This is a genomic window from Streptomyces sp. NPDC001020 (genome assembly GCF_053599115.1).
Map to the genome: position 1 here is coordinate 17,213 of NZ_JBSFLQ010000038.1, position 23,276 is coordinate 40,488.

The following is a 23,276-nucleotide window of genomic DNA, read 5'->3' on the forward strand; positions in this document are numbered from 1 at the left end:
TTCATGCGGTGTCGTCGGGGCGTCCGGAACGAGCTGGTGGAGGTGACGATGGCCCTGCCGGGTGATCGGCTGCCGATCGTGGCCGGTGTCGACTCAGAACCCGGGACACGCACGGCGCTGGCCTGGGCGGCGGACGAGGCCGCACGACGCCGGGTGCCCCTGCGCCTGGTCCACGCCGAAGGCGTGCCGACCGCGGGGTTCCGGAGATGGGAGATCCCACCTTCCTGGGAGGCCTGGAACCGGGCACTGCACGAGGCCGGCGAAAAGGTGCTCAAGGCGGCGGTGGACTTCGCGGAAGCCCGGCAGCCACAGATCGAGGTGTCCGGGCTGCTGGCGGAGGGGAACCCGGTGTGGATCCTGCGGGAACAGAGCCAGGAAGCCACGGCCCTGGTGCTCGGATCATGGCACCTGAGCCGGATGAAGGAGATGTTCGGCACCGCCCCGGTGGCCCTGCCCGTCATCGCGCAGGCCCAATGCCCGGTGGTCGTGGTGCCCGGCCCGGAGCACGTCACCGAGCAACACGCGTACTTCGTCGTCGGCGTGGACGGCAGCGCGCGTTCCGCCACCGCGGTCGACTTCGCATTCGAGGAGGCCGCCCTGTGCGGCGCGGCGCTACGGGCGCTGTACGTCTGGCATCCCAGGCTGCTCGGAGTGCTCGACGAACACGCGGCACGGCAGGAGTGCGAGCGTCTGCTGTCCGAGACCGTGGTCGGCCGCGGTGCGATGTACCCGGACGTCGAGCTGCGCCCCGAAGTCGTCCGCGGCCACCCTGTGGAGGTGCTGACCGAGGCGTCCGTCCAGGCGCTGGGCCTGGTGGTGGGAACCCGGGGCCACGGCGGCTTCACGGGCATGCTGCTCGGCTCGGTGAGCCAGGGCGTGCTCCGCTACGCCCGGTGCCCCGTGATCGCCGTACCGCACACCGCCGAGTGAGCCTCCCCGCCCCGCCACCGCCCTCCTCCGTCAGGGCGCCTCGCTCGGTCCTCCGTCGGTACGTGGTTCCTCACGTTTCGCCGCCGAGTCGGCCTCCGGCCGATACTCCTCGCCTGGAACCCGGGCCCGTGGTGAGACGGGCCGGAGATCGTCGGCAGCGGTGCCCGCAAGGCTCCCGTCCCCTTCCCGCCGGTCCTGCTCTTCCTGCCGCAGCACGTCGAGGACGGCGGAGCCGTCGATGGTCTCACGGGTGACCAGCAGCTCGGCGAGCCGGTCCAGAGCCCGGCGGTGGTCACGTATCAGCCCCGTAGCCCTCTCCTCCGCCTCACGCAGCAGACGCGCGGCTTCCTTGTCGATGATCCGCTGGGTCTGTTCCGAGTACGGCTGCCGGACGGGTTCCTCGGCGGTATCGCCCAGGTAGCGCGGGCCGGCGGCCGCGTAGCCGACGGGCCCGAGGGCCGCGGACAGACCGAAGTCCCGGACCATCCGCGTGGCGATCTGGGTAGCACCTGCCAGGTCGTTGGCGGCACCGCTGGAGCCCTCGCCGAAGACCACCAGTTCGGCGGCCCGGCCGCCGAGTCGGACCGCGAGCAGGTCGGTCAGGTATCCCTCGCTGTACAGATGACGTTCGGCCTCGGGTAGCTGCTCGGTGACCCCGAGCGTCATGCCCGAGGGCAGCACACTGACCTTGGCGACTGGGTCGGCGTGCTCGCACAGCGCGGCGACCAGGGCGTGGCCCGATTCATGGACGGCGACCGATTGGCGCTCCTCGGGCAGCAGGGCGTTGGACTCCTCGCGACGGCCTAGCAGGACACGGTCGCGGGCGGCGTCCAGGTCCTGCGGCTCGATCAGGATGCGGTCGGCTCGGACCGCGTTGATGGCGCCCTCGTTCACCAGGTTGGCGAGGTCCGCGCCCGAGAAACCCGGAGTGGCCCGCGCGATGGCGTCGAGGTCGACGTCGGCGGCGAGGACCTTGCCACGGGAGTGAACCCGCAGGATGGCGGCGCGTTCGGACTGGTTCGGCAGCGGAACGGTGACCTGGCGGTCGAAGCGCCCGGGGCGGAGCAGGGCGGGGTCGAGGGCTTCGGGGCGGTTGGTGGCGGCGAGCACGACGATGCCGGTGGACTGGTCGAAGCCGTCCATCTCGGCCAGAAGCTGGTTGAGGGTCTGTTCGCGTTCGTCGTTGCCGCCGATCCGCCCGCCGCCCGCGCGACGGGCGCCCACCGCGTCGATCTCGTCGATGAAGATGATGGACGGCGCGCGCTTGCGGGCGTCGTCGAACAGGTCCCGCACCCGGGACGCGCCCACTCCGACGAACATCTCGACGAAGGCGGACCCCGTCACCGACAGGAACGGCACGTCGGCTTCCCCGGCGACGGCACGGGCGAAGAGCGTCTTACCGGTACCCGGCGGTCCCACCATGATCACTCCGCGTGGGCCCTTGGCACCCGCCGCCGCGTAGCGTGCCGGGTTGCGCAGGAAGTCGACGACCTCGCTGATCTCCTGCTTGACACCGTTGTACCCGGCCACGTCGTCGAACCTGGTGGTGGGCCGCTCCGCCTCGATGATCTTCGCCCGGGAACGACCGATGGCACTGAGCCCGCCGGTCACCGAACGCGCGGCACGGCGCCCGATCCACCAGAAGAAACCGAACAGGAGCAGCAGGGGCAGGAAGGCCACCACGAACGACACGAGCGGGTTACCGCCGCCCCTGCTCTGGGATGCGGTGATCTGTACGTGCTCGGTCTGGAGCTTCTGCTGGAGCGATCCGGTCCCGAGCGCCGTCGGAAGCTGGGTGGTGAACTTCGTGCCGTTCTTCAGGGTGCCGCTGACCGCCCCCTTGTCGTTGATGTCGACAGTCTTCACCTGACCGACATCGACCTTGGTGACGAAGTCGCTGTAGGTCAGGTGGGTGGGCGTCGACCCCGTCGGGCCGCGGACGAGCAGCAGGATGGCCAGAAAGGCCACCCAGGCCAACGGAATGGTCCACCACGGCCAGCCCGACCGTGGCTGCTGCCCCGGTCGCCTGGGCGCACCCCGCGGTGGCCCCGACTTGGCCGGTGGCATGAGATGCCGGTGCGGCATCCGCATTCGCGAGATCACGGCGCACCGCCTCCTCCGACAAGCCTCATGTCATCCGGCCCGGCGACCAGGTCCGGTCACGGAACCGGGTCGGCGTGTCGCGGGGCCCGGACCCTCCTCGCAAAGCACCGGTCGCTCATCGGGCAGCATCGCTGGTCACTTCCTCGGTCGGCAGGACGGGTGAGGCACCACCGCTGGTCGGTCGTACGACACCGCCCTCCTCCTCTCATGGTCCCTCGGAACGTGCGGTAACACCTCGGTCGTGTCACGCGGAACCATGACGACCGGATCACGGCAGGCTGTGTCCGGCCCCCGGCTGTCGCCACCCGGCGGAACCGACCGGCCCGTGCCGCAGTCGTGGATCAGCATCGTGCTCCGGCTCTTCGGGTGATTCCCGGTCCGCTCGAGTGTCGTAGGCATGGCAGGCGTGGGAGCCGCAACACCGTGAGGACAACACCGTGAGGACCGGGGCACGAGGACGGGCAGGACGCCGCCGCTCGCGCCATGCGCCGGATGCCAGGAGGACACCGTGGAGATGCTCCACACCCATGAGCGCGCCGTCGAGCCGTACTCGAAGGGCGTCGGCAGCGCGTGCCGGGCTCAGGCCATCGCCCTGAGCCCCGGGTGGTGTGTCCCTGCCTGCCCGGCCCGCGGCCTTCGCCGAGGAGTCGACGCATGAAGGTCTCCGAGGTCATGAGCGCTCCGGCGGTGGCCGTCCCGCCCGGTACCTCCCTGGCAGAGGCGGCCCGGCAGATGGACGCGCACGGGATCGGTTCCGTGCTCGTCATCGAGGGCGGGGCGCTGCGCGGAATCGTCACCGACCGCGATCTTGCCGTGCGCGGGCTGGGCCGCGGCCTGGACCGGGAAGCACGGGTGGATACGCTGATGTCGCCACGGGTCATCACGGTGAATGTGGCCGACGACATCCATGTGGCGTACCGGGCCTTCCGCGGGTTGGGGGTGCGTCGGCTGCCCGTACTGGACGGGCGGCGGGTGGTGGGGATCCTGACCGTGGACGACCTGCTCCTGGACGTTTTTCAGCGGCTGGCCGACCTTCTCGGTCCCGTTGCCTGGAGCATCCTCGAAGAGCCGCCCGGTCCGCCCTCGGCTCAGGGTCCGTCGTGCGGACCCTGAGCGGACAGCCGTGCGACTTCGGGCGGGGACAGCGGTGTGGCCCCTGTCGTGTCGTGGTGTCACGATGCTTCGGGGCGGACGATCACGACAGGGCAACCGGCGTGCTGTGCGACCTGCTGGCTGACGGATCCCAACAGGGCCCGCGCGAATCCGCCCCGACCTCGGCTGCCCACGGCCAGCAACTCAGCCCCGTTTGCCGCTCTCAGCAGCACGTCGGCGGGATTGCCGCGGACGAGAAGTGCCCTGACGGCGGCCGCTCCCTCCGCGCCGAGCACATCCCTCAGTTCCCGGGCCAGTTCCTGCCGAGCGCTCTCCTCGTCGAAATCGGCGTCCACCGCCGGGGCCGACCAGCCGTACATCCCCGGTAGCTCCCACGCGGCCACCGCGTCCACACGGCCACCGATCAGGCCGGCGTATCGCACGGCCCAACGCAGCGCCGCGTGCGAGGACGGCGACCCGTCGACACCCACCACGACACGAGGCCTCGAGACGTCCCTGTCCATGTGTCCCACCTTCTGTGCAGCCGTCTTCTGCGGCACGGCCCTGCGATTGCGGTCCTGGGGTCCTGGGGTCCTGGGGTCCTGGGGTCCTGCCGACGGTCGCCGTCACGGCGCCCCCGCATCCACGTTGCGCGTGCTGGGCCTGTCGGACGGGAATCGTCGGACAGCCTTAGGTCTCCTGCCCTGACTCGGCGGACGCGTCACGTGTGTCGTCCAGTCCCTCGGCCATGATCGCCTGCACCGGGCAGGCCGCGACGGTGCGGGCCAGTCTCTCCCGCTGTTCCTCCTCGGGCCGTGGGTCGTAGACGAGCGACTCCTCACCGTGCAGGGCGAACACGTCCGGCGCGAAGAACGCGCACTGCGCGTACCCCTGGCATCTGTTGAGATCGACGACAAGTCTCATCAACGCTCCGCCCCTTCCGGCGGCCAGGTCCGTGGAGCACCACGGCTCGCGGGCGCCCCGGACGGCGGTCATCTCCCTCAGGCCAGCATCGGAGACCGGGCGGAGCGCACGCGCGGTGGGGCATGCCGAAAGAGTGATGCCGGTCGGCAGGTCGCCGTCGTACTGGCGACGAGAACCTGCCGGTCCACGCGGTCAGCCGGAGGCGTCGGCCATGTGGGGCCCGGAGGCAGGGGTCGTTCCGGGGTGGTGCGACCGGTGGCGCAGCAACAGCATGGCGGCGTCGTCGTGCAGCGGGCCGTTCACGTGCCGCAGCAGGTCCTGGCGCAGGGTCTCCAGCGCGGACTCCGCGTCGTGATCCTTGAGGAGGTGGGCACGGTCGCCCAGGGGGTAGAACCCGCCGTCGGCGTCCCGGGCCTCGGTGATGCCGTCGGTGTACAGCAGCAGTTGGTCGCCGGGGAGGAAGTCGGTGCGGTACGGCTCCGGGTGCGCCGTCCCGTGCGCGCCAAGGCCGAGCGGCAGTGCGTAGGCGGGTGGTTCGGGCCACGTGACGGTGCCGTCGGCACGGATCAGCAGGGGTGCCGGATGGCCGAAGTTGAGGAAGGTGGCCTCCTCGGCCCTCACCTCGGCGAGGATGGCGGTGACGAACTTCTCGCCGTCCAGTTGCCGGTCGACGGCCCTTTCCAACCTGCGTCCCACCTGCGCCAGGTCGGCCTCGTCAGGGGCCGCCTCACGGAAGGCACCCAGGACCACGGCCGCGGTCTCCACCGCTTCCAGTCCCTTGCCCTGGACGTCACCCACGATCACCCGTACCCCGTACGGTGAGGCGACGACTTCGTAGAGGTCACCGCCGATCCGTGCCTCGGTGACGGCGGACATGTAGGAGACAGCCGCGCGCAGTTGCCCGGCCAGCCGGGGCACGGGCTTGAGCAGAACGCGCTGCGCCGCTTCGGCGATCGACCGGACGCTGTCGAGTTCCGCTTCCCGCTTCTGACGCATGGAAACGGCCACGAGGCCCGCCGCGGTGACGCCCACGACCGAGGCGAGGGTCATGGAGCCGCGCCGGACGTCGGACATCTCCTCGCGCCAGCCCAGTCCCGAACAGAGCAGCAGCGCGATCGCCCCGATGCCCGCGGTGCGCCGCCAGCCGCCCACCAGCGAGGCGAAAGCGGGCCCGAGGGACATCAGCGGCAGGAAGCCCAGCGCCGGGCCGGCGGCGACGTCGGCCGCGCCGACCGCAGCCATCATGGCGAAAGGCAGCACGGACAGCACCGTCGAACGGCGGTTGTACCTCTCCACATGGCCCTCCCCTGCACGTCGGCGCCGACCCCATGCGAACACGGGCCCTCGCCCCGGCGCCTTGTGCCCCGGTACCCTGCCGTCGTCTCTTCCTCGCCCTGCACACGAGCAGGTCCATCGTCGCAGACATTCCGGTCGGGCATCCATCAGTGTCGGGTCCCACTCCATGGACCACGGGTGGGGCCAGTAGCACTCGCCGGGGCGGGCGCCCGTATCGGTGGCCACGCCGACGGGCTCTGCCAGGCCCGGTCCCAGGGCCGCCCGCGGGTGGGGTCAGTGCTCGGACCGCTGACGTCGGACGCGGTCGGCGATCTCTCCCTGCTCCGTCTCCCACCAGGGGCGCACGAGGTCGGAAGTCGGGTCCTGTCCCCTGTCCCGGTCCGGTACTTCGACGGGGGCCGGGACGAGTTCCCCCTCCAGTCGGCGATCGAGGGCCGCGTTCTGGACGCGCTCGTGGCGTGCCCACTGCACCAGGAGCACCAACAGGAAAGGCAGTGCGACGAGTTCGGCGATGCTGAGCATCACGCCGCCGCCGAGCTGCTGGTCGCGGTGGACGTCCGGGGCCCAGGACGGGGCGTGGTGCAGGTACCAGGCGCCCGCGATCAGCGATCCATGGGTCATCACCACCACGCCCGGTACCGCGTCGACGATGCCGTCGAGGAACACCAGCGCCGCCCGCACCGGGTGGGTGCACCACGCGGGCAGCGTCTGTTCATGGGTGAGCACAGGGACCACGAACAGGCAACCGGCCACCAGCAGGTGCAGATACATCAGCTCGTGCAGCCAGCCGACCCTCAGAGCGGTGGCGAAGTACGGCGTGAAGTACACCGTCAGCTCGGTGGCCAGCACGAGGACCGTGCTGACCAGTGGAAAGGTGAGGACCCGCACCAAGCGCCCGGTCATGGTCCGCCGTACGCGCGCTGAGGCGTCCTCCGGCAGGGCCCGCGCCGCCAGGCGCAGCGGGTCCCCGAGTGCCAGACCCAGCGGAGCGACCAGGTCGAGCAGGATGTTCTGCACGGCGGCGGGCCAGAACAGCACATGGTCGTACACGGCGAGTGCGGACATCGTGGCCACCGCCAGTGTGCCGAGCCCGAGCAGCGCGAACGCCGCCACGCGGGCGAGCGGCCAGGGTTCGCCCCGCCGGTGCAGCCGCGTCACACCCCAGCCGTAGAGTGCGCCGAGCACGACGATCAGGAGCAGCGCGGGCACGTCCAGTTGCCACGTCGACAGCAGTCGGCCCACGGTCGGCTCCACCGGACTCCCTGCCGCAAGATCGGTCACAGGGTAACCAGCCACGCAGATCGCTCTCCTCTCCACCAAACGGGGCGAGTGGGGAAACATCTTCCAGGCGTGACGGTAGCGGCAAAGCGGACGGACCCCGGTACCGGGGCGCCTCCGACACGGGCTGACACCGGTGAGCCGCGGAGCCGGATCGGCGGCGAATGCGAGGACCTCTCGGGCGACGAGCCTCCGGGGCGGTGAGGTACGTGCGTACTTCACCGCCCCGGAGGACTTTGGTGCGCCGTCCCGTCGTGCCGCAGGTATCAGGCCTGAACTGCGGACTGTTCGGGCGCGACGGTCGGGTCGGCTTCGTCGTCACCGTCGGCTGGGGCCGGACGCGCGGCCGGGATCACTGCCGCGATGGACGCGGAGACCAGAGCGAGGCCGCCACCGATCAGCAGCGCGGTGCGGAAGCCGTTCTCGGAGGCGAAGGTGTAGCCGCCCATGGTGGTGGTCATCTGGGAGAGGATCACGCCGATGACGGCGGCTCCGATCGAGGTGCCCAGCGACCGCATCAGCGTGTTGAAGCCGTTGGCGGCGGCGGTCTCGGAGAGCGGGACGGAGCTCATGATCAGAGCAGGCATCGAACCGTAGGCGAGGCCCACGCCACCGCTGGTGACGATACCGACCAGCATCAGCCCCCAGGCGGAACCCAGGAGCGCCATGGACAGGCCGTAGCCCGCGGCGATGACCAGGGCACCGGCGACGAGGGTGAACTTCGGTCCGCGGGCATTGGTGAGCTTTCCGCCGAGCGGGGAGACGACCATCATCATGAGGCCACCGGGTGCCATCCACAGGCCGGCAGCGAGCATCGACTGGCCCAGTCCGTAGCCGGTGGCCTTGGGGAACTGCAGCAACTGCGGCAGCACCAGCATGCTGGCGTACATGCCGAAGCCGACGAAGACCGAGGCCACGTTGGTGAGCAGCACCCGGGGTCGGGCCGTGGTGCGCAGATCGATCAGCGGGTCCACGGTACGCACCTCCCACAGGCCCCAGGACCCCAGTACCACGATCGCGGCGACGAACAGTCCGAGCGTGGTCGCCGAACCCCAGCCCCAGTCGGCTCCCTTGGAGATCGCGAGCAACAGACAGACCAGCCCGATACCGAGGCCGAGTGCGCCGGCAGCGTCGAAGCGCTGCCCCTTCGCGCCGGCCGGTACGTCCGGGATCAGGAACCAGATCAGCACCGCGACAGCGGCGGCCAGGACCGCCGAGCCCCAGAACAGTACGCGCCAGTCGGCGTATTGGGCGACCGCCGCGGCGATCGGCAGACCGAGGCCGCCGCCGATGCCCATGGAGGCACTGACCAGCGCGATGGAGGAACTCAGCTTCTCCATCGGGACCACGTCACGCAGGAGGGCGATACCGAGCGGCACCATGCCCATGCCCATGCCCTGCAGCCCACGCCCGATGATCATGGGGACGACGGAGGACGAGAGCGCGCACACCACCGAGCCCACCACCAGGGGCACGCAGCACACGAGCAGCATGCGGCGTTTGCCCACCAGGTCGCCGAGACGCCCGAACACCGGCACGCAGACCGCCGCCACCAGCAGGGTGACGGTGATCACCCAGGCCGCGTTCGAGGGCGTCGTGTGCAGGATCTGCGGCAACTCCGCGATGAGGGGCGTGACCAGGGTCTGCATGATCGCTGCCGTGATGCCGGCGAGTGCCAGGGTTGCGACCACGCCACCTGGGCGGGCTGATGACTGGGGGGCGCCCATGTCGGGACTCCTCGAGTGTCTATGGGAAACAATGCGCCGTACGAAAGATGTGCATCCTACACATCGTATGTATGGGCCATATGATGTGGTGCTTGCATACCGATATGAGAGGATGAAAGGGCCGCTCGCCGAAAGATGGCGCGTGACGGCCGCACGAAGCAGGAGGCTCAGGCGCATGAACAGGCCGACGCACGCAGTCGAGTACGAGCAGATGCTGCTCAGCCGCCACACGTTCCTGACCCAGAGAGGCGGCCACCACAAGGACAGCGTGCTGGAGCGCAGCGCCTACGTCCTGCTCAGTCGCATACGCGTCCAGGGACCGATGTCGATCGGGGAACTGAGCGACGCCTTCGGACTCGACGCCTCCACCCTCAACCGCCAGACCGCTGCGGCGATGCGGGCCGGTCTCGTCGAGCGCATCCCCGATCCGGACGGCGGAATGGCCCGCAAGTTCCGCATCACGGCCACGGGCGAGCGCCTGCTGGAGGAGGAACGCGAGGGCATCGTTCGCGGCCTGGAGCAGGTGATGGCCGACTGGCCGGAGGACGACATCGCCGCCTTCGCCGGCTACCTCCAGCGTTTCAACATCAGTATCGAACGCCTCGCCGGGCGCCCCTGGCCCCGCCCATGAGCATGGTCACGGGCGCCGTCCTGACGGCCTGAGCACCGCTGCTGGCGCGGCGGCCCGAGGTGCGCTCCGGGGAACGTGCCGCCCCTCAGGTCTGCCGAGGGCGGCCCGTCGCGAGTGCGGGCAGAAGACGGTGGGCGTTGTCGCGGTTGATGCAACGACGCTGTTGCTCATCGAGGGCGGGGTCGCTGTCGAGCGCGGGTGCGGTGACACCGGTGACCAGATGGGAGGGGGTGGGCGGCCAGTCGCTGCCGTAGAGGATCCGGGAGGAACCGACCACGGACAGCAGGCTCGGTGTGGCGGAGGGGGACATGGGACCGGCTGTGTCGTAGTAGAAACGGTGCAGATAGTCGCGGACCCGGTCCGGCTCCACTTTGGGATCCAGAAACTGGCCGAACACCTCTACCCGGCTTGCGATGTAGGGCAGGAAACCGCCTCCGTGCGGCAGGATGAAGGTGATGTTCGGGTAGCGGTCCAGGGTTCCGTTGATGATGAGACTGATGGCCGCACGTGTGGTGTCCATCAGGAAGTCGCACATGAACGGTGGGACCCCCTCCAGTCCTTCCTCCCCTCCGGGAACCTCCATCGGATGCGTACTGACCACAGCCGAGCGTTCATTGAGTTCCGCCAGGATTCTGTCCTGGGAGGGGTGCCCGAGATACACACCCTTCACGCTTGTCCGAACGCTGGCTCCGATCGCCCCGAGTTCGTCCATTCCATGGGTGAGCGACCACACCGACAGATCGGGGCTCTCGAGAAAGACAGGGGTGTAGAACGCGAAGCGATCGCAGTGGCTGTCGGCGAGGTCCCTGGCAGCCTGCAGGGCCACCCGGGCGCTCTCCTTGCGCAACTTCGGTTCCTTCAGGCGCCCCAGCATGGCGACGGTGAACACACTGGTCTGGATTCCCGCCTCATCCATCATCGCGAGAGCCGTGCCTACGTCCCACCGGGTCCACGGGGGCAGGCTCTCGCGATGGATGATGTCCTTCTTCTCCGCCCAGTCGATCCATTCCGGCGCGGTGTAGTGGTGGTGTACGTCCACACGCGCCCGGCGCGCGTCACCTTCTGCCGGCTTGCCGTTTTCCCTGTTGGCCACCGGGGCCGCGGCCGCGGCCGTCTGCAGTGGTGTCATGGACAGACCCCAATCCTGTGCTCGCCGGAAGAGTCTTCGTTGCTTCCGGGCCGTGGTTCGTTCAGCGTCCGAGGACCTTGCGCAGAACGCCCGTCAGTTCCTTTTCCCGGTCAGTCGTTTCTCCGTCGGCCCGCCAGGCCACGAAGCCGTCCGGCCGCACCAGGACCGCGCCTTCCGGCGTCGTGCCGTGCAACGACGACCAGTCCGGGCCGTCGCCGGTGTCCAGGTCGTACCCCGCGCCTTCGCCGATCAGGTAGGAGTCGAGGGGCACGTCGAGCTGTGCGCCTACGGCCCGGGCGGCATGCCGCCACTCCGGACTTCCGCAGAGCAGGACGAAGGAGCGCTCATACAGGTCAATGGTGGAAACGGTCTCTCCGTTGTGACTGACCCACATGTGCGGTGAACGGGTGCCGGGGTCGGCCCGCAGGTTCAGCTGATCGGGAATGATGGGCTCATCCACAGATGCACCCACCACCGCTTCGGACACATACCGGTAGCCCAGCGCCGTGGCCATCAGATCGGAGGAGTCGGTCGATTCCGTCCTGACCGAGTAGCCGGGATGTTGCTCACGTGCCGCCTGCAACGTCGCTCGTGCACTCGTGGCCTGCGCCACCGGCCGGCGTTCGGCCTCATAGCTGTCCAGCAGCTTCGGGTCCGCCCAGCCACGCAGCACGGCGGCGATTTTCCAGGCGAGATTGTGCGCGTCCTGGATACCGGTGTTGGAACCGAAAGCGCCGGTCGGCGGCATCTCGTGCGCGGAGTCACCGATCAGGAACACCCGTCCGGCGCGGTAGCTGTTCGCCACACGGTCCGCCGCATGCCAAGGCGCTCTTCCGGTGATCTCCACATCCAGATCACGCACGCCGACCGCCGCCCGGATGTGCTCGATGCACCGATTGTCGGTGAAATACTCCATCGTCTGGCCGCGCTCGGGAAACCACGGCACATGGAAGACCCACTGCTCTTCGTTGTCCACGGGCAGCAGCACGCCCTCACCGGCGGGGTCGGTGACGTAGCACACGATGAAGCGTTGATCTCCCGCCACCTCGCGCAGCAACTTGCTGCGGAAGGTGACGCTGATGTTGTGGAACAGGTCTCCTGGTCCCGAGTGCTCGATCCCGAGCCGCTGACGCACAGGACTACGTGGACCGTCGGCGGCAAGAAGGTAGTCCGAACGCACCGTGTAGGTCTCACCGGACTCCCTGGACTGCACGACGGCCTGCACACCGTCGTCGTCCTGGGTGAAGGACAGCAGCTCCGTACCGAAACGCACGTCCCCACCAAGGTTGCGGGCACCTTCGAGCAGTGCGGGTTCCAGATCGTTCTGACTGCAGGCACAACGCACCGTCGAGCACATCTCGACCTCGGGCGGTCGGCCGGTGATCCGCCCCGAAAGCCACCGCTGATTCCCGCTGTGCAGGGTGTCCACCTGGAGAATTCCATGGTTCACCGACAGCGTGGCCGCTGCTTTCCGGATCTGCGGCTCGAGCCCGGCTGTCCGGAACACCTCCATCGTCCGCATGTTGTTACCGCGGCCACGCGGATGTTCCGACGTGGCCGCATGACGCTCGACGACACGATGCTGGATACCGAGACGCCCGAGGAAGACGGACGCGGACAAACCTACGAGTGACCCCCCTACGATCAGGACGGGCACGTGGTCATTGCCGCGATCATTCAACATGTGCTCTCCTCTGCGGTAAGCATCTCCGTGGCGCGGCGGCCGAGGGTTTCCATGACGCGCTCCTTGTCCTTGTCCCACACATCGCGGGACAGGACTCAGCAATCACTCGATCAGCGGAGGTTCTTTCAGCCGCGGCACCGCTCGGGCGCCTTGGACGTGCACGCGATTGAGCGAACCGAGTTTACGATCAAGATCCACCGGGGGAATGACTGATGGCACGTCATATACCTGCCGCCCCGCGGCCGGCGCGGGAACCATTCAGGAAGGCCGAAGGATGACTCAGCTCGACGAACGGGACGCCACGGATTCGACGGCGCAGGCGGTCTCGGCGGCATCGCGCGGCTCAGCAGAATACCGCGCCAACCCCTATCCGGTGTACAAGTGCCTGCGCGAATCGGCCCCGGTTTGTCGCCTGTCTCCCCCGCATGGGGTGGAAACCTACCTGATCACGCGGTATGACGACGCGAAAGCCGCTCTGACGGACCCACGTATCAGCAAGGACATGTACGCGGCCATGGACGCGTACCACACCATTTTCGGTGACTCGTCCGTCGCACTCGACGACAACATGCTCTTCTCCGACCCGCCCAAGCACACTCGACTACGTCGCATCGTCAACAGTGCGTTCAGTCCGCGCCGCATCGAGTCCTTGCGCCCTCGTATCCAGCAGATCACCGACGAGTTGTTGGCGCGCTGCTCCACGACGGCACCCGTCGACCTGCTGTCGTCCTTCGCCTTCCCGCTGCCGCTCGTCGTGATCTGTGAGCTGGTCGGCGTTCCCGAGGAAGAGCGAGAGGACGTGCAGAAATGGTGCGCGGTTGTGGCTCGCACCGGGTTCAGCAAAGGAGACAAGGAAAAGCTGGCACTGGCCGAGGGGTCACTGCGGGACTATTTCGCCGGACTCATCGCAAGGAAGCGTCAAGTCGCGGCCGAAGACCTTCTCAGCGCGCTGATCCGGACTCAGGACGAGCAGGGCGCCATGACCGACGGCGAACTTCTGTCGACTCTCTGGGTGCTGCTCTTCGCGGGCCACAAAACAACGGCTTACCTCATCGGCAATGCCGTGTTCAATCTGCTGACCCACCGCGATCAGTTGCAAGAAATCCTGACGGACCCGGAACTTCTACCGAATGCGATCGAGGAGGTCATCCGCTTCGAAGGTTCGGTGGAGAACGCGACGTTTCGGCATGCGCTCGAGGACATCACCATGAGAGGGACGGTCATTCCCAAGGGCTCTCTCATCCAGGTCTCGGTGGCCTCCGCCAACCGGGATCCGGAAAAGTTCGAGTCGCCCGACACCTTTGACGTGGGACGTGAGGGACTGCAAAGCGCTCATCTCGGCTTCGGCAGCGGCGCCCACTACTGCCTCGGCGCACCCTTGGCCCGGATGGAGATGCGTATCGCGCTGACCACGCTCTTCGAGAAATTCCCTCGCATCGATCTTGCCGTTCCCGCTCCTGAGGCAGAGTGGCTCAAGGTTCCGTTCCCCGCGTTCCGGGGACTGGAGAAGCTCCCCGTCCACTTGGATCCGTCACAGCTCTGAGATTGTCACCCCCGCACCCCCGCGGAGCCGGTCCGGCTGCGCGGGGGTCGGCACGTTCCGGGACGTCGCATCGGTCCCGAGGGAATCTCCACCACCGCCCGTTTTCGCCGACGGTCCGGTCGACAGCGAACTCCTCCCGGTGCACGGCGTTCTCGGGGGGATCGCATCGGCACCGCTGTCTACGTCAGACTGCTCACACCCCGGTGACCAGCCCGGGAGAAGCGACCGTTGCAGTCCGAGGAGAAGCGTCCGTTGAACACCGCCCCCGCAGCCGCCGACAGCTACTACGAACGCATAGACGACCACCGCTACAAGCCCACGCCCCACGCGGGCGGAGCCTGGGACACCGACGAGCTGCACTTCAGCCCGCTCGGCGGCCTCATCGTCCATGCGATCGACCGTCACCTGGCCGCGCGCCCACGCAATGACATGTTCCTTTCCCGGATCAGCTTCGACATCCTCGGCCGCCTCGCCCTCGACGAGTGCGAGATCCAGGTGGAGACCGTCCGGCCCGGCCGCACGATCGAACTCCTCGAAGCCGTCGTACGCGTCGCCGACCGCCCGGTGGTCCGGGCCCGGGCCTGGCTCCTGGCCGCAGTGGACACCGCATCCATAGCGGGCGGCCCCGACGGCAAACTCACCCCTCCCGAAGGACTCGCTCCCTGGCCGATGAGCGAACTCTGGCCCGGCGGCTTCATCGCCTCCCTGGATGTCCGCCCTCTCACTCAGCCGCAACCCGGTCGCGCGACCACCTGGGTCTCCACCCGTCTTGACCTCGTCAGCGGCGAGCCGGTCAGCCCGCTCGCTTCGTACATCGCCCTCGTCGACACCGCCAACGGCATCGCCGTACGCCAGCCGCCGACCGCGTGGATGTACCCCAACGTGGACCTGACCATCCACCTCCACCGCCGACCCGAGGGCCGCTGGACCGGCCTGGACACCTCCGTCACCTTCGGACCGACCGGCCAAGGGGTCACCAGCACCGTCCTGCACGACGTCACCGGCCCGTTGGGACACGCCCAGCAGATCCTCACCGTCCGGCCTCTGCCAAGCCCTTGATCACTCATGGGCCAGGCGCGCGGATTCGGCCGACGCGTCGGCCCCTCTGCACCGGAAGTCGCCGGTGGTGAGGGCACGCGGCCCGCGTTGTGCCCCGCGTTCCCCGTGACCCCCGGCGATCAGTCACGCGGAAGCAGGGGTCCGAGCGGCCCGAGGTCCAGGTTCAGGTCCTCGGGCTCCAGGCCGTAGCGCTCGCGCAGTTCGGACATGCGGTCCTCCAGGAGCATCAGCGTGAGCCCGATCCGCTCCTCCTGCTCCTCGGTCAGCTCGCCGGTGTCGAAGCGGCGTACCGCCTGGCGTTCCATCAGCTGGCGGAGCAGTTCGACGACGGTCAGCACCAGCTTGACCAGGTCGCGCTCGACGGTGTCGGGCTCCAGGTCCAGCCGGTTGCGGTGTCGGCCGGACGTCCTGTCGGTCATGGTCGTGAGGCCTCCGACCAGGGCGAGGGGACTTGGGCGTTGACCGAGCTGATCAGGGCGTTGAGATCGATACGGACGAGGTCGACGTCCGCGATGCGCAAGGTGATGTCGCCGGTGATGACGACCCCGCCCGCGAGCAGTCGGTCGAGCAGGTCGACCAGGGCGATCTCCCGGCGTTCGACAATGGTCACGTCTCTCCTTCCTGCAGCCCGGTGAAGGAGTAGGCGGCCCAGGGGCCGGTGAGTTCGACCCGGATTCCCGGGGTGTCGTCCCCGGTGCGGTCCACCAGTTCCACGAATTCCTCGGAACGGCTCCGCGTCACCAGGTAGGCCGCGTTGAGCACATTGCGCCCGGGGGCTCGGGAGAGCGCGGATTTCTGCGGAGCGTGCAGCCGGGACTCCTCCGCGTGCGAGGAGAGCGATTCATGCAGCCGGCGGGCGAACTCCTCGGCTTTCTCCCACATCTCCTCGTGCGCCATGGTGCGCGTGCTGCGTTGCCGGAGGTAGTCGCGTCCCGAAGTGGCCTTCCCGGCGGGGCGGTCACTTTCCACCGCGTCCGTTCCGCGGTCGTCGACGTAGACCTTGACACCCCATTCGACGCGTCCTTCGAGCCGGTCGAGGGCGCGACGGAAGTCATCCTCGCGTTCCTCGATCATCGTCCTGACGCCGCTGTCGTCCCGGAACACGGTCGCCAGCCGCAGGGGGAGCGGAGTGGTGACATCAGTGAGCGCGTCGATGACGTTCTGGTGGGCGCGGGCCGTGGCGGCGAGCCAGTCCAAGTCCTCCAGATGTGCCTTCAGGGGAGTCTCGGCGAAGTCGCCCTCCGGGACCTGGCTGACGACGGCCACAAGGCCGTGGTGCTCCAACTGCCGGGCGGGTGCTCCCGCGACCCCCGTCAACGAGGCCTGAAGAGGGGCACGGAGGGGACGGCAGAGGGCGTAGACGTACCGCAGTCCGGTCACGGTGGCTCCCTCTCACCTCGCGCGCGCTCCAGCTCCTCCTCGTCGCGCGTGGCCTCCATTCTCTCCAGGCGAGCGCGCAACTCCGCGTTCTCCCGGGACAGTTCCTGACGTCGGGCGCGGGAGGAGAGCGCCGGGTCGTCCTCCCACCAGTCGATGCCCATTTCCTTCGCCTTGTCGACGGAGGCGACGATCAGCCGCAGTTTGATGGTGAGCAGTTCGATGTCCAGCAGGTTGATCCGGATGTCCCCCGCGATCACCACGCCCTTGTCGAGCACCCGTTCGAGGATGTCGGCGAGGTTGGCGCCGCTGCTGGGGCCTTCGTAGGGGGACGGAAGCCTGCTGGGGGTGGTCATCGCAGGCTCCGCTCGTCCTCGCGCTCGTCCTGCTCTTCCTCCTCGTAACCCTCTTCCGGGTACCGATCCGCGTCCTCGTACTCACCCCCGCGGTCCTCCTCGTAGGGCTCCTCGCCGTCGTGCTCGTCCTCGGGCTCCTCCTCGCCGCCCTCCTCCTCGGCCTCCTCCGCTTCGCCCTCGTCCTCGGCCTCCTCCGCTTCCTCGGCCTCTTCGCCCTCCTCGCCTTCTTCCTCCTCGGCGAGCGCGTCCTCGTGGGTGCGTACGACCTCACCGTCGCGGATCTCACCGCGCCAGCTGTCCTCGACCTCACCCTTGAAGGTGATGTAGCGAGCGAAATTCTTGAGATCGAGACGTGTCCTGCGGCCCTGGGCGCGCCAGATGTTGCCCGTCTTCTCGAAGAACCCCTGCGGGTAGTACTCGATGACGAGCACGATGCGTGTGAGCCTGTCGGCGAGGTAATGGAAGGAGACCACGCCCTTGGTCGTGCCCTTGGCGCCTTCGGATGTCCAGTGGATGCGGTCATCGGCCACCTGGTCGACGACGTGGCCCTTCCAGCTGCGGTTGGACCACCACACCTTCAGATGCCAGTCGGAGGTGATGTCGTCGGCGCGGCTGGCGCTCTTGACGCCCTTGGCGAAGGTGTTGAAGTCCTGGTACTGGGTCCACTGGTCGTAGGCGGTGCGCAGCGGCACGGCGACGTCGATGGACTCGATGATGACGGTGGGCTTGTTGCCGGCCCCGCGCTTGCGCTTGCTCTTGCCGCCGCCGGTGAGGCTCCCGAGCGCCTCGGAGACCCTCTCCTTGGCCTGTCCGACACCGGCCTCCAAAAGGGCGCGCATCGGGCCCTTGCCCTCCATGAGCTTGCGCCCGCCCTCCAGTGCGAGCCGGGCGAAGCCGGGGCTGTTCCCCTCGGCGATGTCGTTGAGCTTGACTGTGGTCTGGCCGAGCTTGCGCCCCGCACCGACGAGAAGCCGCTGCCCCTGAGCGGCGAGATAGGACTGCAGCTCCGCCTTGAGGCGCTCCACCGCCTCGCCCTGGACGACCTGAGAAAGTCCGCCCTTCGCGCTGTCGGTGGCTCTACCGACGGTGTCGGCCATCGTCACCGCCTCCCTTCACCTGCCGGACCGCGGGTGGCACGGGCCACTCCGCCCTTTGCGCCGGCGGTCGTCTTCGAGGCGACCGACCTGGCGGCCTTCGTGGCCTTCCCGGTTGTCTTCGTGACCGCGCCCTGTTGGCCGGGCGCCTTCTTCACGGGCCGCTTCCCGGTCTCGCTCTTCCCGGACGGGGTCTTGGACGGGGCCTTCGCCGCCGGCCTCCTGCGTGGGGTCTCCTCGGCCTTGTCCGACCTGCGAGCCGTCTCCCCGCTGCCGGTCCCCTCGGCCCGGCCCTCGTCCTCTGTCTCTTCTTCCTCGGTCTCTTCTTCCTCGGTTTCCTCACCTGACGGCTCCGGTGCAACGCCAGAGAGCCGCTCACGCACCTGCTCGGTACGGCCGTGCAGCCGGTCGGCGAGGCTGTCGATCTGGCGCTCGACCAGCGCGCCGGAGGCGGCCGAACCGACGCCGCGCAGATCCTTGCGCAGCTGGTCGCCGATTGCCTTGAGCTCCGGGTTCTTCCGCAGTTGCTCGTCGAACAGGTTGGTGAGCGCCCGCGGGTTGAGTTGCTTCCGCTTTCCGGCGATCGCCGTGCCCACAGCAAGGGCGAGCTTCATCTTTCTGGTACGTCCGAGGACATACCCGGCCCCTATCGCGAGGCCCAGCGCCACTCGGTTCATCATGTCGTCCCATCGCCGGTTGCGGATGTCCGGCCCAGACCGATCTCCAGCCGGTCCAGGAGTGCGTCCTCCTCGCGGTCGAACTCCTCCTCGGTGATCTCGCCCTCCTCGAGGCGACGCTCAAGAAGGGCGAGTTCGGCCCTGACGGTCACCGGGTCGTAGTACTGCCGCTCGGCCTCGGCGATCACCTGCCGGATCGCCCACAGGCTGCCGCGCGCCGGTGCGAACGGCAGGAGCAGTACCTCCGTCAGCAGTCCCATGGGTCACTCCTCACTCGTGGCAGTGCCTGCCGTGGTCCCGGCGGTCTCGGCGGGCTCGGCGGGCTCGGCGGGCTCGGCGGGGCCTGGCTCGACGAAGCTGTATGGCGGCAGCGGCCCGTTGACCCGCAACTCGAGGTGCGGGTGATTGTTGCGGGCCTCCTCCACAGCGGCCAGGAACTCTTCGGCGGAGTCGCGGGGCACCAGGAAGGAGAGGTTGGCCAGCCAGCCGTGAGACTCGGGCCCGACGCTGAGGGCCTCGGCAGCAGGCTCCAACGCACGCCGGAGATCCACGGCGTCCGACGTCTCCAGGCCCTGGATCGCCGCGGCGACCATCTCGCCCAGCCGCATCCGGTCCTCATGGCTGCCTCCTCCGGCCTGCTGGTTGGCCTCCGCCAGGGCGCGCACCTCAGGGTTCTGCGCCATCACCAGGTGCAGCACCGACTCCTCGTCGTGAGTGGCCTTGACGTTGTACTCGACCCTGTCCTGCAGGGCCGTCAGCCGCTCCAGGTAGTGCTCGGAACGCTCAGCGAGCACCCCGGTGACGGATGCGTCATCGGGGGCCACACTGCCGAAACGCATGGGCAGCACGGCGCCGCCCCCGGCTGCCTCGCTCAGCACCTTCTGGTGGGCGAGCAGGTCCCTGCGCTTCGGCCTCAGGTGCTCGGGGGCGTCGCTGACGATTGCCGCCAGTTCGCCCTCCTTCAGGATCCTGACCGGGCAGGGCGGATCACCGACCCCACCCATCTCCTTGGGAAGCGAGGCGTGCGAGCTCGCGGCGATGCCGTAGACGTACGTGCTCACTCCTGCTCCTCCTCCCTCCTGCGGGTGGGCGTCGTCCTGTGCGCCCGCGGCCTGGCCTCACTCTGGGCCTCCTCGCGGGCCTGCCTGAAGGCATCGGAGACTGTCTGCGCGGCGCCGGTCAGAGCGCCCTTCGACTTGCCCCGCGCGCCGGACTCGGTGATCTCGCCGACGAGGTCGGGAAGCCCGGCGGGCTTGTGGGGGCCGGCCTCCAGATCGAGCCGGTTGCACGCCTCGGCGAAGCGCATGTACGTGTCGACGCTTGCCACGACGACTCGTACGTCGATCTTCAGAATCTCGATGCCGACGAGCGAGACACGGATGAACGCGTCAATGACGAGCCCTCGGTCGAGGACGAGCTCCAGGACGTCGTACAGTCCGCTGGAGCCGCCGCCCCCTCCGGTCTGCGGTGCCGGGACAACGGTCATGCCGACCGCGCCTCCTTGTTTGTGGGGATCTGGGCGGGAGTGCGGGCCGCTAGCGACCGGCCGGCCGCTGGGGGTCGGCCCTCCCGCGTTCGTAGCGGCGAACGCGCCGGTAGCCGGTGAGCTCACCGTCCGCGGTGAGTTCCACCTCATAGCTCGCGATCAGGCTCATGGTGTCGGGAATCCTGGAAAGCTCCAGGACCTCGATCTCCAGCACCCAGCCGTCCTCCGTGCGTTCGAACGACGACACGGACTCGAGGGCCATACCGGTGAGCTGCGTGAACTGGTCGCGCGCATGACGCAACACCTCCATCGCCCCCGGCCCTCCCCCCGCCGCGCCGTTCTTCGACGGCTTGGGGGAGCCCGGTGCGTTCGATGCACGTCCTGTGTCCGACATGTCGGCCTCCTAAGGCCGAGTGCCCACCGTCCCCTGTGCAAACATGCCGAGCTCGCATTCGACATCGGCTGCGGCCTCGGGGCCGTGGCGCACACGGGCGGTCACGCCAGGCGGACGGGATGAGCACATGGAGCGTTCACTCACCGAGCGGCTCCGAGAAGCGAGCGCGCTTGCTCGAGCGAACTCGACGTAAAACGTTCCGCGCCGCCAGGAACACGCCTCGCTCACTTAAGGTAGCGGTGCACTACAGTGAGCGATCGACGGCTGCGCTGCCGACACTCCACACGGTGTCGCGGGGGCTGGGTGGCGCCGGCAAGGCCAGCCCACGGAGGCAGTTCCGCTCGCGTCGCGCCGGATGCCGCCTTGTGAGTCCAGCACGTGGAGAGCAGTCATGTCACAGACATCCCCAGGGCTCGACGGGTCCCGGATCCCAACTCGCGATCCGCACGTCCCCATGGGTGAACGGATCCGGGACTATCTGACGACCACCGATCACAAGAAGATCGGCCGCCTGTATCTGGTCACCTCTTTCGGCTTCTTCCTGTTCGCAGGGGTGCTGGCCATGCTCATGCGCGCCGAGCTGGCCCGACCGGGGCTGCAGATCCTCACCAAGCAGCAGTACAACGAGCTGTTCACGATCCATGGCACGGTCATGATGCTGCTGTTCGCCACCCCCACGTTCGCCGGGTTCGCGAACGCCGTCATGCCCCTGCAGATCGGGGCGCCGGATGTCGCCTTCCCCCGCCTGAACGCACTGTCGTACTGGCTCTTTCTCTTCGGCGGGTTGATCGTCGTCTCGGGCTTCTTCGTCGAGCAGGGTCCGGCTCCGTTCGGGTGGTTCGCCTATTCACCGCTGAACAACGCGGTCCACTCCCCCGGCCACGGGGGTGACCTGTGGGCCATGGGCCTCGCGGTCGCGGGCGTGAGCACCACGCTCGGCTCCGTCAACTTCATCGCCACGATCCTGAGCCTTCGGGTTCCGGGGATGACCATGTTCCGTATGCCGATGTTCACCTGGAACATCCTGTTCACGTCGATCCTCGTGTTGCTGTCGTTTCCCGTGTTCACCGCGATCCTGCTGGCCCTGGTGGCCGACCGGGCCTACGGCGCCCATATCTTCGACTCCGCCACCGGCGGAGCCCTGTTGTGGCAGCACCTGTTCTGGTTCTTCGGCCACCCGGAGGTCTACATCGTGGCACTGCCGTTCTTCGGCGTCGTCACGGAGATCATCCCGGTGTTCAGCCGAAGTCCTGTCTTCGGGTACGTCGGCATGGTGGGTGCGACGATCTCGATCACGATGCTGTCGGCCACCGTCTGGGCCCACCACATGTTCGCCACGGGCGCGGTACTCCTGCCGTTCTTCTCCCTGATGTCGTTTCTGATCGCCGTGCCCACGGGCGTGAAGTTCTTCAACTGGATCGGCACCATGTGGCGCGGCAGCGTGTCGTTCGAGACACCCATGCTGTGGTCGGTCGGCTTCATGGTGACGTTCCTGCTGGGCGGGCTCAGCGGCGTGCTCATCGCCTCCCCGGCCTTGGACTTCCATCTGACCGACACTTACTTCATCGTCGCCCATCTGCACTACGTGCTCTTCGGGACGATCGTCTTCGCCATGTTCGGCGGCTTCTACTTCTGGTGGCCCAAGATGACGGGCAAGCTGCTCGACGAACGTCTGGGAAAGATCCACTTCTGGACGCTGTTCGTCGGCTTCCAGACGACCTTCCTCGTCCAGCACTGGCTGGGCGAGATGGGCATGCCCCGTCGTTACGCGGACTACCTGCCCGCCGACGGCTTCACCACGCTGAACACCATCTCGTCGATCGGTGCCTTCCTGCTCGGCCTGTCCACCCTGCCGTTCCTCTACAACGTGTGGAAGACCACGCAGTACGCCCCCAAGGTCGACACGGACGATCCCTGGGGTTGGGGCCGCTCCCTCGAGTGGGCGACCTCGTGTCCCCCGCCACGGCACAATTTCACCGCGTTGCCGCGCGTTCGGTCTGACTCTCCCGCGTTCGATCTGCATCATCCTGAGGCGCTGCGGTTGCCCGCTGCGACTCGCGGAACGACCGAGCCGACCCCCGACACGCTGGGAGAGCAGAGCGAATGAAGTCCGAGGCCTATCTCTTCGCCGGCGTGGCTCTGTTCTTCCTGCTCACCGACGCCGCGTACATCTGGTTCGCGCGCGAACCCGCCGGCATCGCCGCGCTGACCGTCTCCTTCGGCATGTCATCGGTGATCGCGTTCTTCTGTCTGGTCAACTACCGACGCCGGGGGCAACGCCCGGAAGACCGCCCGGAGGCCGACATCCGCGAGCGCAGTGGCACCGTCGACTTCTTCGCCCCGCACAGCGGCTACCCGGTCCTGACCGCGCTCGGCGCCGCGGTGATCGCCGTCGGCATCGTCTACGGCGTGTGGATCATCCTCATCGGGTTCGGCCTCCTGTGGCCGGGCATCTTCGGACTGGTCTTCCAGTTCGGGGACCGAGAGAGCACCTGA

General features: G+C 68.3%; 25 protein-coding genes. 7 read left to right on the forward strand and 18 right to left on the reverse strand.

From position 1 onward, the window contains the following. Positions 1–48 precede the first annotated feature (48 nt). Positions 49–930 carry a universal stress protein gene (locus tag ACWDEX_RS29190; RefSeq protein WP_450467384.1) on the forward strand — a complete coding sequence of 294 codons (882 nt, stop codon included), beginning with the start codon at positions 49–51 and terminating at the stop codon, positions 928–930. Between the two features lie 30 nt (positions 931–960). Here the strand turns inward: ACWDEX_RS29190 and ftsH are convergent, their stop codons facing one another. Then, positions 961–2,898 (reverse strand): ATP-dependent zinc metalloprotease FtsH, encoded by a 1,938-nt coding sequence (gene ftsH, locus ACWDEX_RS29195; protein ID WP_450467282.1) that lies wholly within the window; start codon positions 2,896–2,898, stop codon positions 961–963. 789 nt (positions 2,899–3,687) lie between these two features. Here ftsH and ACWDEX_RS29200 point away from each other — a divergent pair. Continuing rightward, positions 3,688–4,146: a CBS domain-containing protein gene (locus tag ACWDEX_RS29200; protein ID WP_450467284.1), complete on the forward strand. Its 459-nt coding sequence runs from the start codon at positions 3,688–3,690 to the stop codon at positions 4,144–4,146. A gap of 59 nt (positions 4,147–4,205) precedes the next feature. On the opposite strand, the gene ACWDEX_RS29205 is transcribed toward ACWDEX_RS29200, so the two are convergent. From ACWDEX_RS29205 to ACWDEX_RS29225, 5 genes are all read right to left on the reverse strand, one after another. Then, the gene (locus ACWDEX_RS29205) at positions 4,206–4,649 is read right to left on the reverse strand and encodes a universal stress protein (protein ID WP_450467286.1); all 444 of its coding nucleotides are present in this window, start codon (positions 4,647–4,649) and stop codon (positions 4,206–4,208) included. A 166-nt stretch (positions 4,650–4,815) separates the two neighbouring features. Further along, entirely contained in the window at positions 4,816–5,049 is a 234-nt protein-coding gene (locus ACWDEX_RS29210; RefSeq protein WP_450467386.1) for a ferredoxin, read from the reverse strand. Between the two features lie 192 nt (positions 5,050–5,241). Then, the gene (locus tag ACWDEX_RS29215; RefSeq protein ID WP_450467388.1) at positions 5,242–6,294 is read right to left on the reverse strand and encodes a SpoIIE family protein phosphatase; all 1,053 of its coding nucleotides are present in this window, start codon (positions 6,292–6,294) and stop codon (positions 5,242–5,244) included. Between the two features lie 324 nt (positions 6,295–6,618). Continuing rightward, positions 6,619–7,599 carry a cytochrome c oxidase assembly protein gene (locus ACWDEX_RS29220; RefSeq protein ID WP_450467287.1) on the reverse strand — a complete coding sequence of 327 codons (981 nt, stop codon included), beginning with the start codon at positions 7,597–7,599 and terminating at the stop codon, positions 6,619–6,621. A 290-nt stretch (positions 7,600–7,889) separates the two neighbouring features. Continuing rightward, positions 7,890–9,350, reverse strand: coding sequence for an MFS transporter (locus tag ACWDEX_RS29225; RefSeq protein ID WP_450467288.1), 1,461 nt, complete (start codon positions 9,348–9,350; stop codon positions 7,890–7,892). A 175-nt stretch (positions 9,351–9,525) separates the two neighbouring features. Between ACWDEX_RS29225 and ACWDEX_RS29230 the strand changes: the two genes are divergently transcribed. Continuing rightward, a complete protein-coding gene (locus ACWDEX_RS29230; protein ID WP_450467289.1) occupies positions 9,526–9,981 on the forward strand; it encodes a MarR family winged helix-turn-helix transcriptional regulator in 456 nt (151 codons plus the stop codon). An 85-nt stretch (positions 9,982–10,066) separates the two neighbouring features. On the opposite strand, the gene ACWDEX_RS29235 is transcribed toward ACWDEX_RS29230, so the two are convergent. Together ACWDEX_RS29235 and ACWDEX_RS29240 are read right to left on the reverse strand one after the other, a co-directional pair. Next, on the reverse strand, positions 10,067–11,110 hold the full coding sequence (locus ACWDEX_RS29235) for an amidohydrolase family protein (RefSeq protein ID WP_450467291.1): 1,044 nt from the start codon (positions 11,108–11,110) through the stop codon (positions 10,067–10,069). A gap of 61 nt (positions 11,111–11,171) precedes the next feature. Next, positions 11,172–12,794: an FAD-dependent oxidoreductase gene (locus ACWDEX_RS29240; RefSeq protein ID WP_450467293.1), complete on the reverse strand. Its 1,623-nt coding sequence runs from the start codon at positions 12,792–12,794 to the stop codon at positions 11,172–11,174. Between the two features lie 274 nt (positions 12,795–13,068). Between ACWDEX_RS29240 and ACWDEX_RS29245 the strand changes: the two genes are divergently transcribed. After that, complete coding sequence (locus tag ACWDEX_RS29245) at positions 13,069–14,337, forward strand: cytochrome P450 family protein (protein ID WP_450467295.1); 1,269 nt, start codon at positions 13,069–13,071, stop codon at positions 14,335–14,337. A gap of 252 nt (positions 14,338–14,589) precedes the next feature. Then, positions 14,590–15,396, forward strand: coding sequence for a thioesterase family protein (locus ACWDEX_RS29250; protein WP_450467297.1), 807 nt, complete (start codon positions 14,590–14,592; stop codon positions 15,394–15,396). Between the two features lie 119 nt (positions 15,397–15,515). Here the strand turns inward: ACWDEX_RS29250 and ACWDEX_RS29255 are convergent, their stop codons facing one another. From ACWDEX_RS29255 to ACWDEX_RS29300, 10 genes are read right to left on the reverse strand one after another with little or no spacing between them, the layout of a single operon-like run. Continuing rightward, on the reverse strand, positions 15,516–15,815 hold the full coding sequence (locus ACWDEX_RS29255; protein WP_450467299.1) for a gas vesicle protein K: 300 nt from the start codon (positions 15,813–15,815) through the stop codon (positions 15,516–15,518). After that, on the reverse strand, positions 15,812–16,006 hold the full coding sequence (locus ACWDEX_RS29260) for a gas vesicle protein (RefSeq protein WP_450467301.1): 195 nt from the start codon (positions 16,004–16,006) through the stop codon (positions 15,812–15,814). The genes ACWDEX_RS29255 and ACWDEX_RS29260 overlap by 4 nt, the downstream gene beginning before the upstream one ends. Next, positions 16,003–16,776, reverse strand: coding sequence for a GvpL/GvpF family gas vesicle protein (locus tag ACWDEX_RS29265; protein WP_450467303.1), 774 nt, complete (start codon positions 16,774–16,776; stop codon positions 16,003–16,005). Before ACWDEX_RS29265 ends, ACWDEX_RS29260 begins: the two co-directional genes overlap by 4 nt. Beyond that, on the reverse strand, positions 16,773–17,129 hold the full coding sequence (locus tag ACWDEX_RS29270; protein ID WP_450467305.1) for a gas vesicle protein: 357 nt from the start codon (positions 17,127–17,129) through the stop codon (positions 16,773–16,775). Before ACWDEX_RS29270 ends, ACWDEX_RS29265 begins: the two co-directional genes overlap by 4 nt. Continuing rightward, positions 17,126–18,226 (reverse strand): SRPBCC family protein, encoded by a 1,101-nt coding sequence (locus ACWDEX_RS29275; protein ID WP_450467307.1) that lies wholly within the window; start codon positions 18,224–18,226, stop codon positions 17,126–17,128. The genes ACWDEX_RS29270 and ACWDEX_RS29275 overlap by 4 nt, the downstream gene beginning before the upstream one ends. 2 nt (positions 18,227–18,228) lie before the next feature. After that, the gene (locus tag ACWDEX_RS29280) at positions 18,229–18,903 is read right to left on the reverse strand and encodes a DNA primase (RefSeq protein WP_450467309.1); all 675 of its coding nucleotides are present in this window, start codon (positions 18,901–18,903) and stop codon (positions 18,229–18,231) included. Then, positions 18,900–19,160, reverse strand: a complete 261-nt coding sequence (locus ACWDEX_RS29285; RefSeq protein ID WP_450467311.1) for a gas vesicle protein GvpG — start codon at positions 19,158–19,160, stop codon at positions 18,900–18,902. The genes ACWDEX_RS29280 and ACWDEX_RS29285 overlap by 4 nt, the downstream gene beginning before the upstream one ends. A gap of 3 nt (positions 19,161–19,163) precedes the next feature. After that, positions 19,164–19,961, reverse strand: coding sequence for a GvpL/GvpF family gas vesicle protein (locus ACWDEX_RS29290; protein ID WP_450467313.1), 798 nt, complete (start codon positions 19,959–19,961; stop codon positions 19,164–19,166). Continuing rightward, entirely contained in the window at positions 19,958–20,386 is a 429-nt protein-coding gene (locus tag ACWDEX_RS29295; RefSeq protein ID WP_450467315.1) for a gas vesicle structural protein GvpA, read from the reverse strand. The genes ACWDEX_RS29290 and ACWDEX_RS29295 overlap by 4 nt, the downstream gene beginning before the upstream one ends. Positions 20,387–20,435: 49 nt before the next feature. Further along, on the reverse strand, positions 20,436–20,780 hold the full coding sequence (locus ACWDEX_RS29300; RefSeq protein WP_450467317.1) for a gas vesicle protein GvpO: 345 nt from the start codon (positions 20,778–20,780) through the stop codon (positions 20,436–20,438). A gap of 391 nt (positions 20,781–21,171) precedes the next feature. Between ACWDEX_RS29300 and ctaD the strand changes: the two genes are divergently transcribed. Next, a complete protein-coding gene (gene ctaD / locus ACWDEX_RS29305; RefSeq protein WP_450467319.1) occupies positions 21,172–22,887 on the forward strand; it encodes an aa3-type cytochrome oxidase subunit I in 1,716 nt (571 codons plus the stop codon). Next, positions 22,884–23,276 (forward strand): aa3-type cytochrome oxidase subunit IV, encoded by a 393-nt coding sequence (gene ctaF / locus ACWDEX_RS29310; protein ID WP_450467321.1) that lies wholly within the window; start codon positions 22,884–22,886, stop codon positions 23,274–23,276. Before ctaD ends, ctaF begins: the two co-directional genes overlap by 4 nt.

Excerpts from the sequence above, each read along its gene's own strand:
- ACWDEX_RS29200 (WP_450467284.1), top strand. The coding sequence starts at position 3,688 with ATGAAGGTCTCCGAGGTCATGAGCGCTCCGGCGGTGGCCGTCCCGCCC.
- ACWDEX_RS29210 (WP_450467386.1), bottom strand. The coding sequence starts at position 5,049 with ATGAGACTTGTCGTCGATCTCAACAGATGCCAGGGGTACGCGCAGTGC.
- ACWDEX_RS29240 (WP_450467293.1), bottom strand. The coding sequence starts at position 12,794 with ATGTTGAATGATCGCGGCAATGACCACGTGCCCGTCCTGATCGTAGGG.
- ctaF (WP_450467321.1), top strand. The coding sequence starts at position 22,884 with ATGAAGTCCGAGGCCTATCTCTTCGCCGGCGTGGCTCTGTTCTTCCTG.
- ACWDEX_RS29205 (WP_450467286.1), bottom strand. The coding sequence starts at position 4,649 with ATGGACAGGGACGTCTCGAGGCCTCGTGTCGTGGTGGGTGTCGACGGG.
- ACWDEX_RS29225 (WP_450467288.1), bottom strand. The coding sequence starts at position 9,350 with ATGGGCGCCCCCCAGTCATCAGCCCGCCCAGGTGGCGTGGTCGCAACC.
- ACWDEX_RS29215 (WP_450467388.1), bottom strand. The coding sequence starts at position 6,294 with ATGATGGCTGCGGTCGGCGCGGCCGACGTCGCCGCCGGCCCGGCGCTG.
- ACWDEX_RS29295 (WP_450467315.1), bottom strand. The coding sequence starts at position 20,386 with ATGACCGTTGTCCCGGCACCGCAGACCGGAGGGGGCGGCGGCTCCAGC.
- ACWDEX_RS29255 (WP_450467299.1), bottom strand. The coding sequence starts at position 15,815 with ATGACCGACAGGACGTCCGGCCGACACCGCAACCGGCTGGACCTGGAG.
- ACWDEX_RS29280 (WP_450467309.1), bottom strand. The coding sequence starts at position 18,903 with ATGATGAACCGAGTGGCGCTGGGCCTCGCGATAGGGGCCGGGTATGTC.
- ACWDEX_RS29245 (WP_450467295.1), top strand. The coding sequence starts at position 13,069 with ATGACTCAGCTCGACGAACGGGACGCCACGGATTCGACGGCGCAGGCG.
- ACWDEX_RS29285 (WP_450467311.1), bottom strand. The coding sequence starts at position 19,160 with ATGGGACTGCTGACGGAGGTACTGCTCCTGCCGTTCGCACCGGCGCGC.
- ACWDEX_RS29235 (WP_450467291.1), bottom strand. The coding sequence starts at position 11,110 with ATGACACCACTGCAGACGGCCGCGGCCGCGGCCCCGGTGGCCAACAGG.
- ctaD (WP_450467319.1), top strand. The coding sequence starts at position 21,172 with ATGTCACAGACATCCCCAGGGCTCGACGGGTCCCGGATCCCAACTCGC.
- ACWDEX_RS29190 (WP_450467384.1), top strand. The coding sequence starts at position 49 with ATGGCCCTGCCGGGTGATCGGCTGCCGATCGTGGCCGGTGTCGACTCA.
- ACWDEX_RS29275 (WP_450467307.1), bottom strand. The coding sequence starts at position 18,226 with ATGGCCGACACCGTCGGTAGAGCCACCGACAGCGCGAAGGGCGGACTT.
- ACWDEX_RS29300 (WP_450467317.1), bottom strand. The coding sequence starts at position 20,780 with ATGTCGGACACAGGACGTGCATCGAACGCACCGGGCTCCCCCAAGCCG.
- ACWDEX_RS29270 (WP_450467305.1), bottom strand. The coding sequence starts at position 17,129 with ATGACCACCCCCAGCAGGCTTCCGTCCCCCTACGAAGGCCCCAGCAGC.
- ACWDEX_RS29230 (WP_450467289.1), top strand. The coding sequence starts at position 9,526 with ATGAACAGGCCGACGCACGCAGTCGAGTACGAGCAGATGCTGCTCAGC.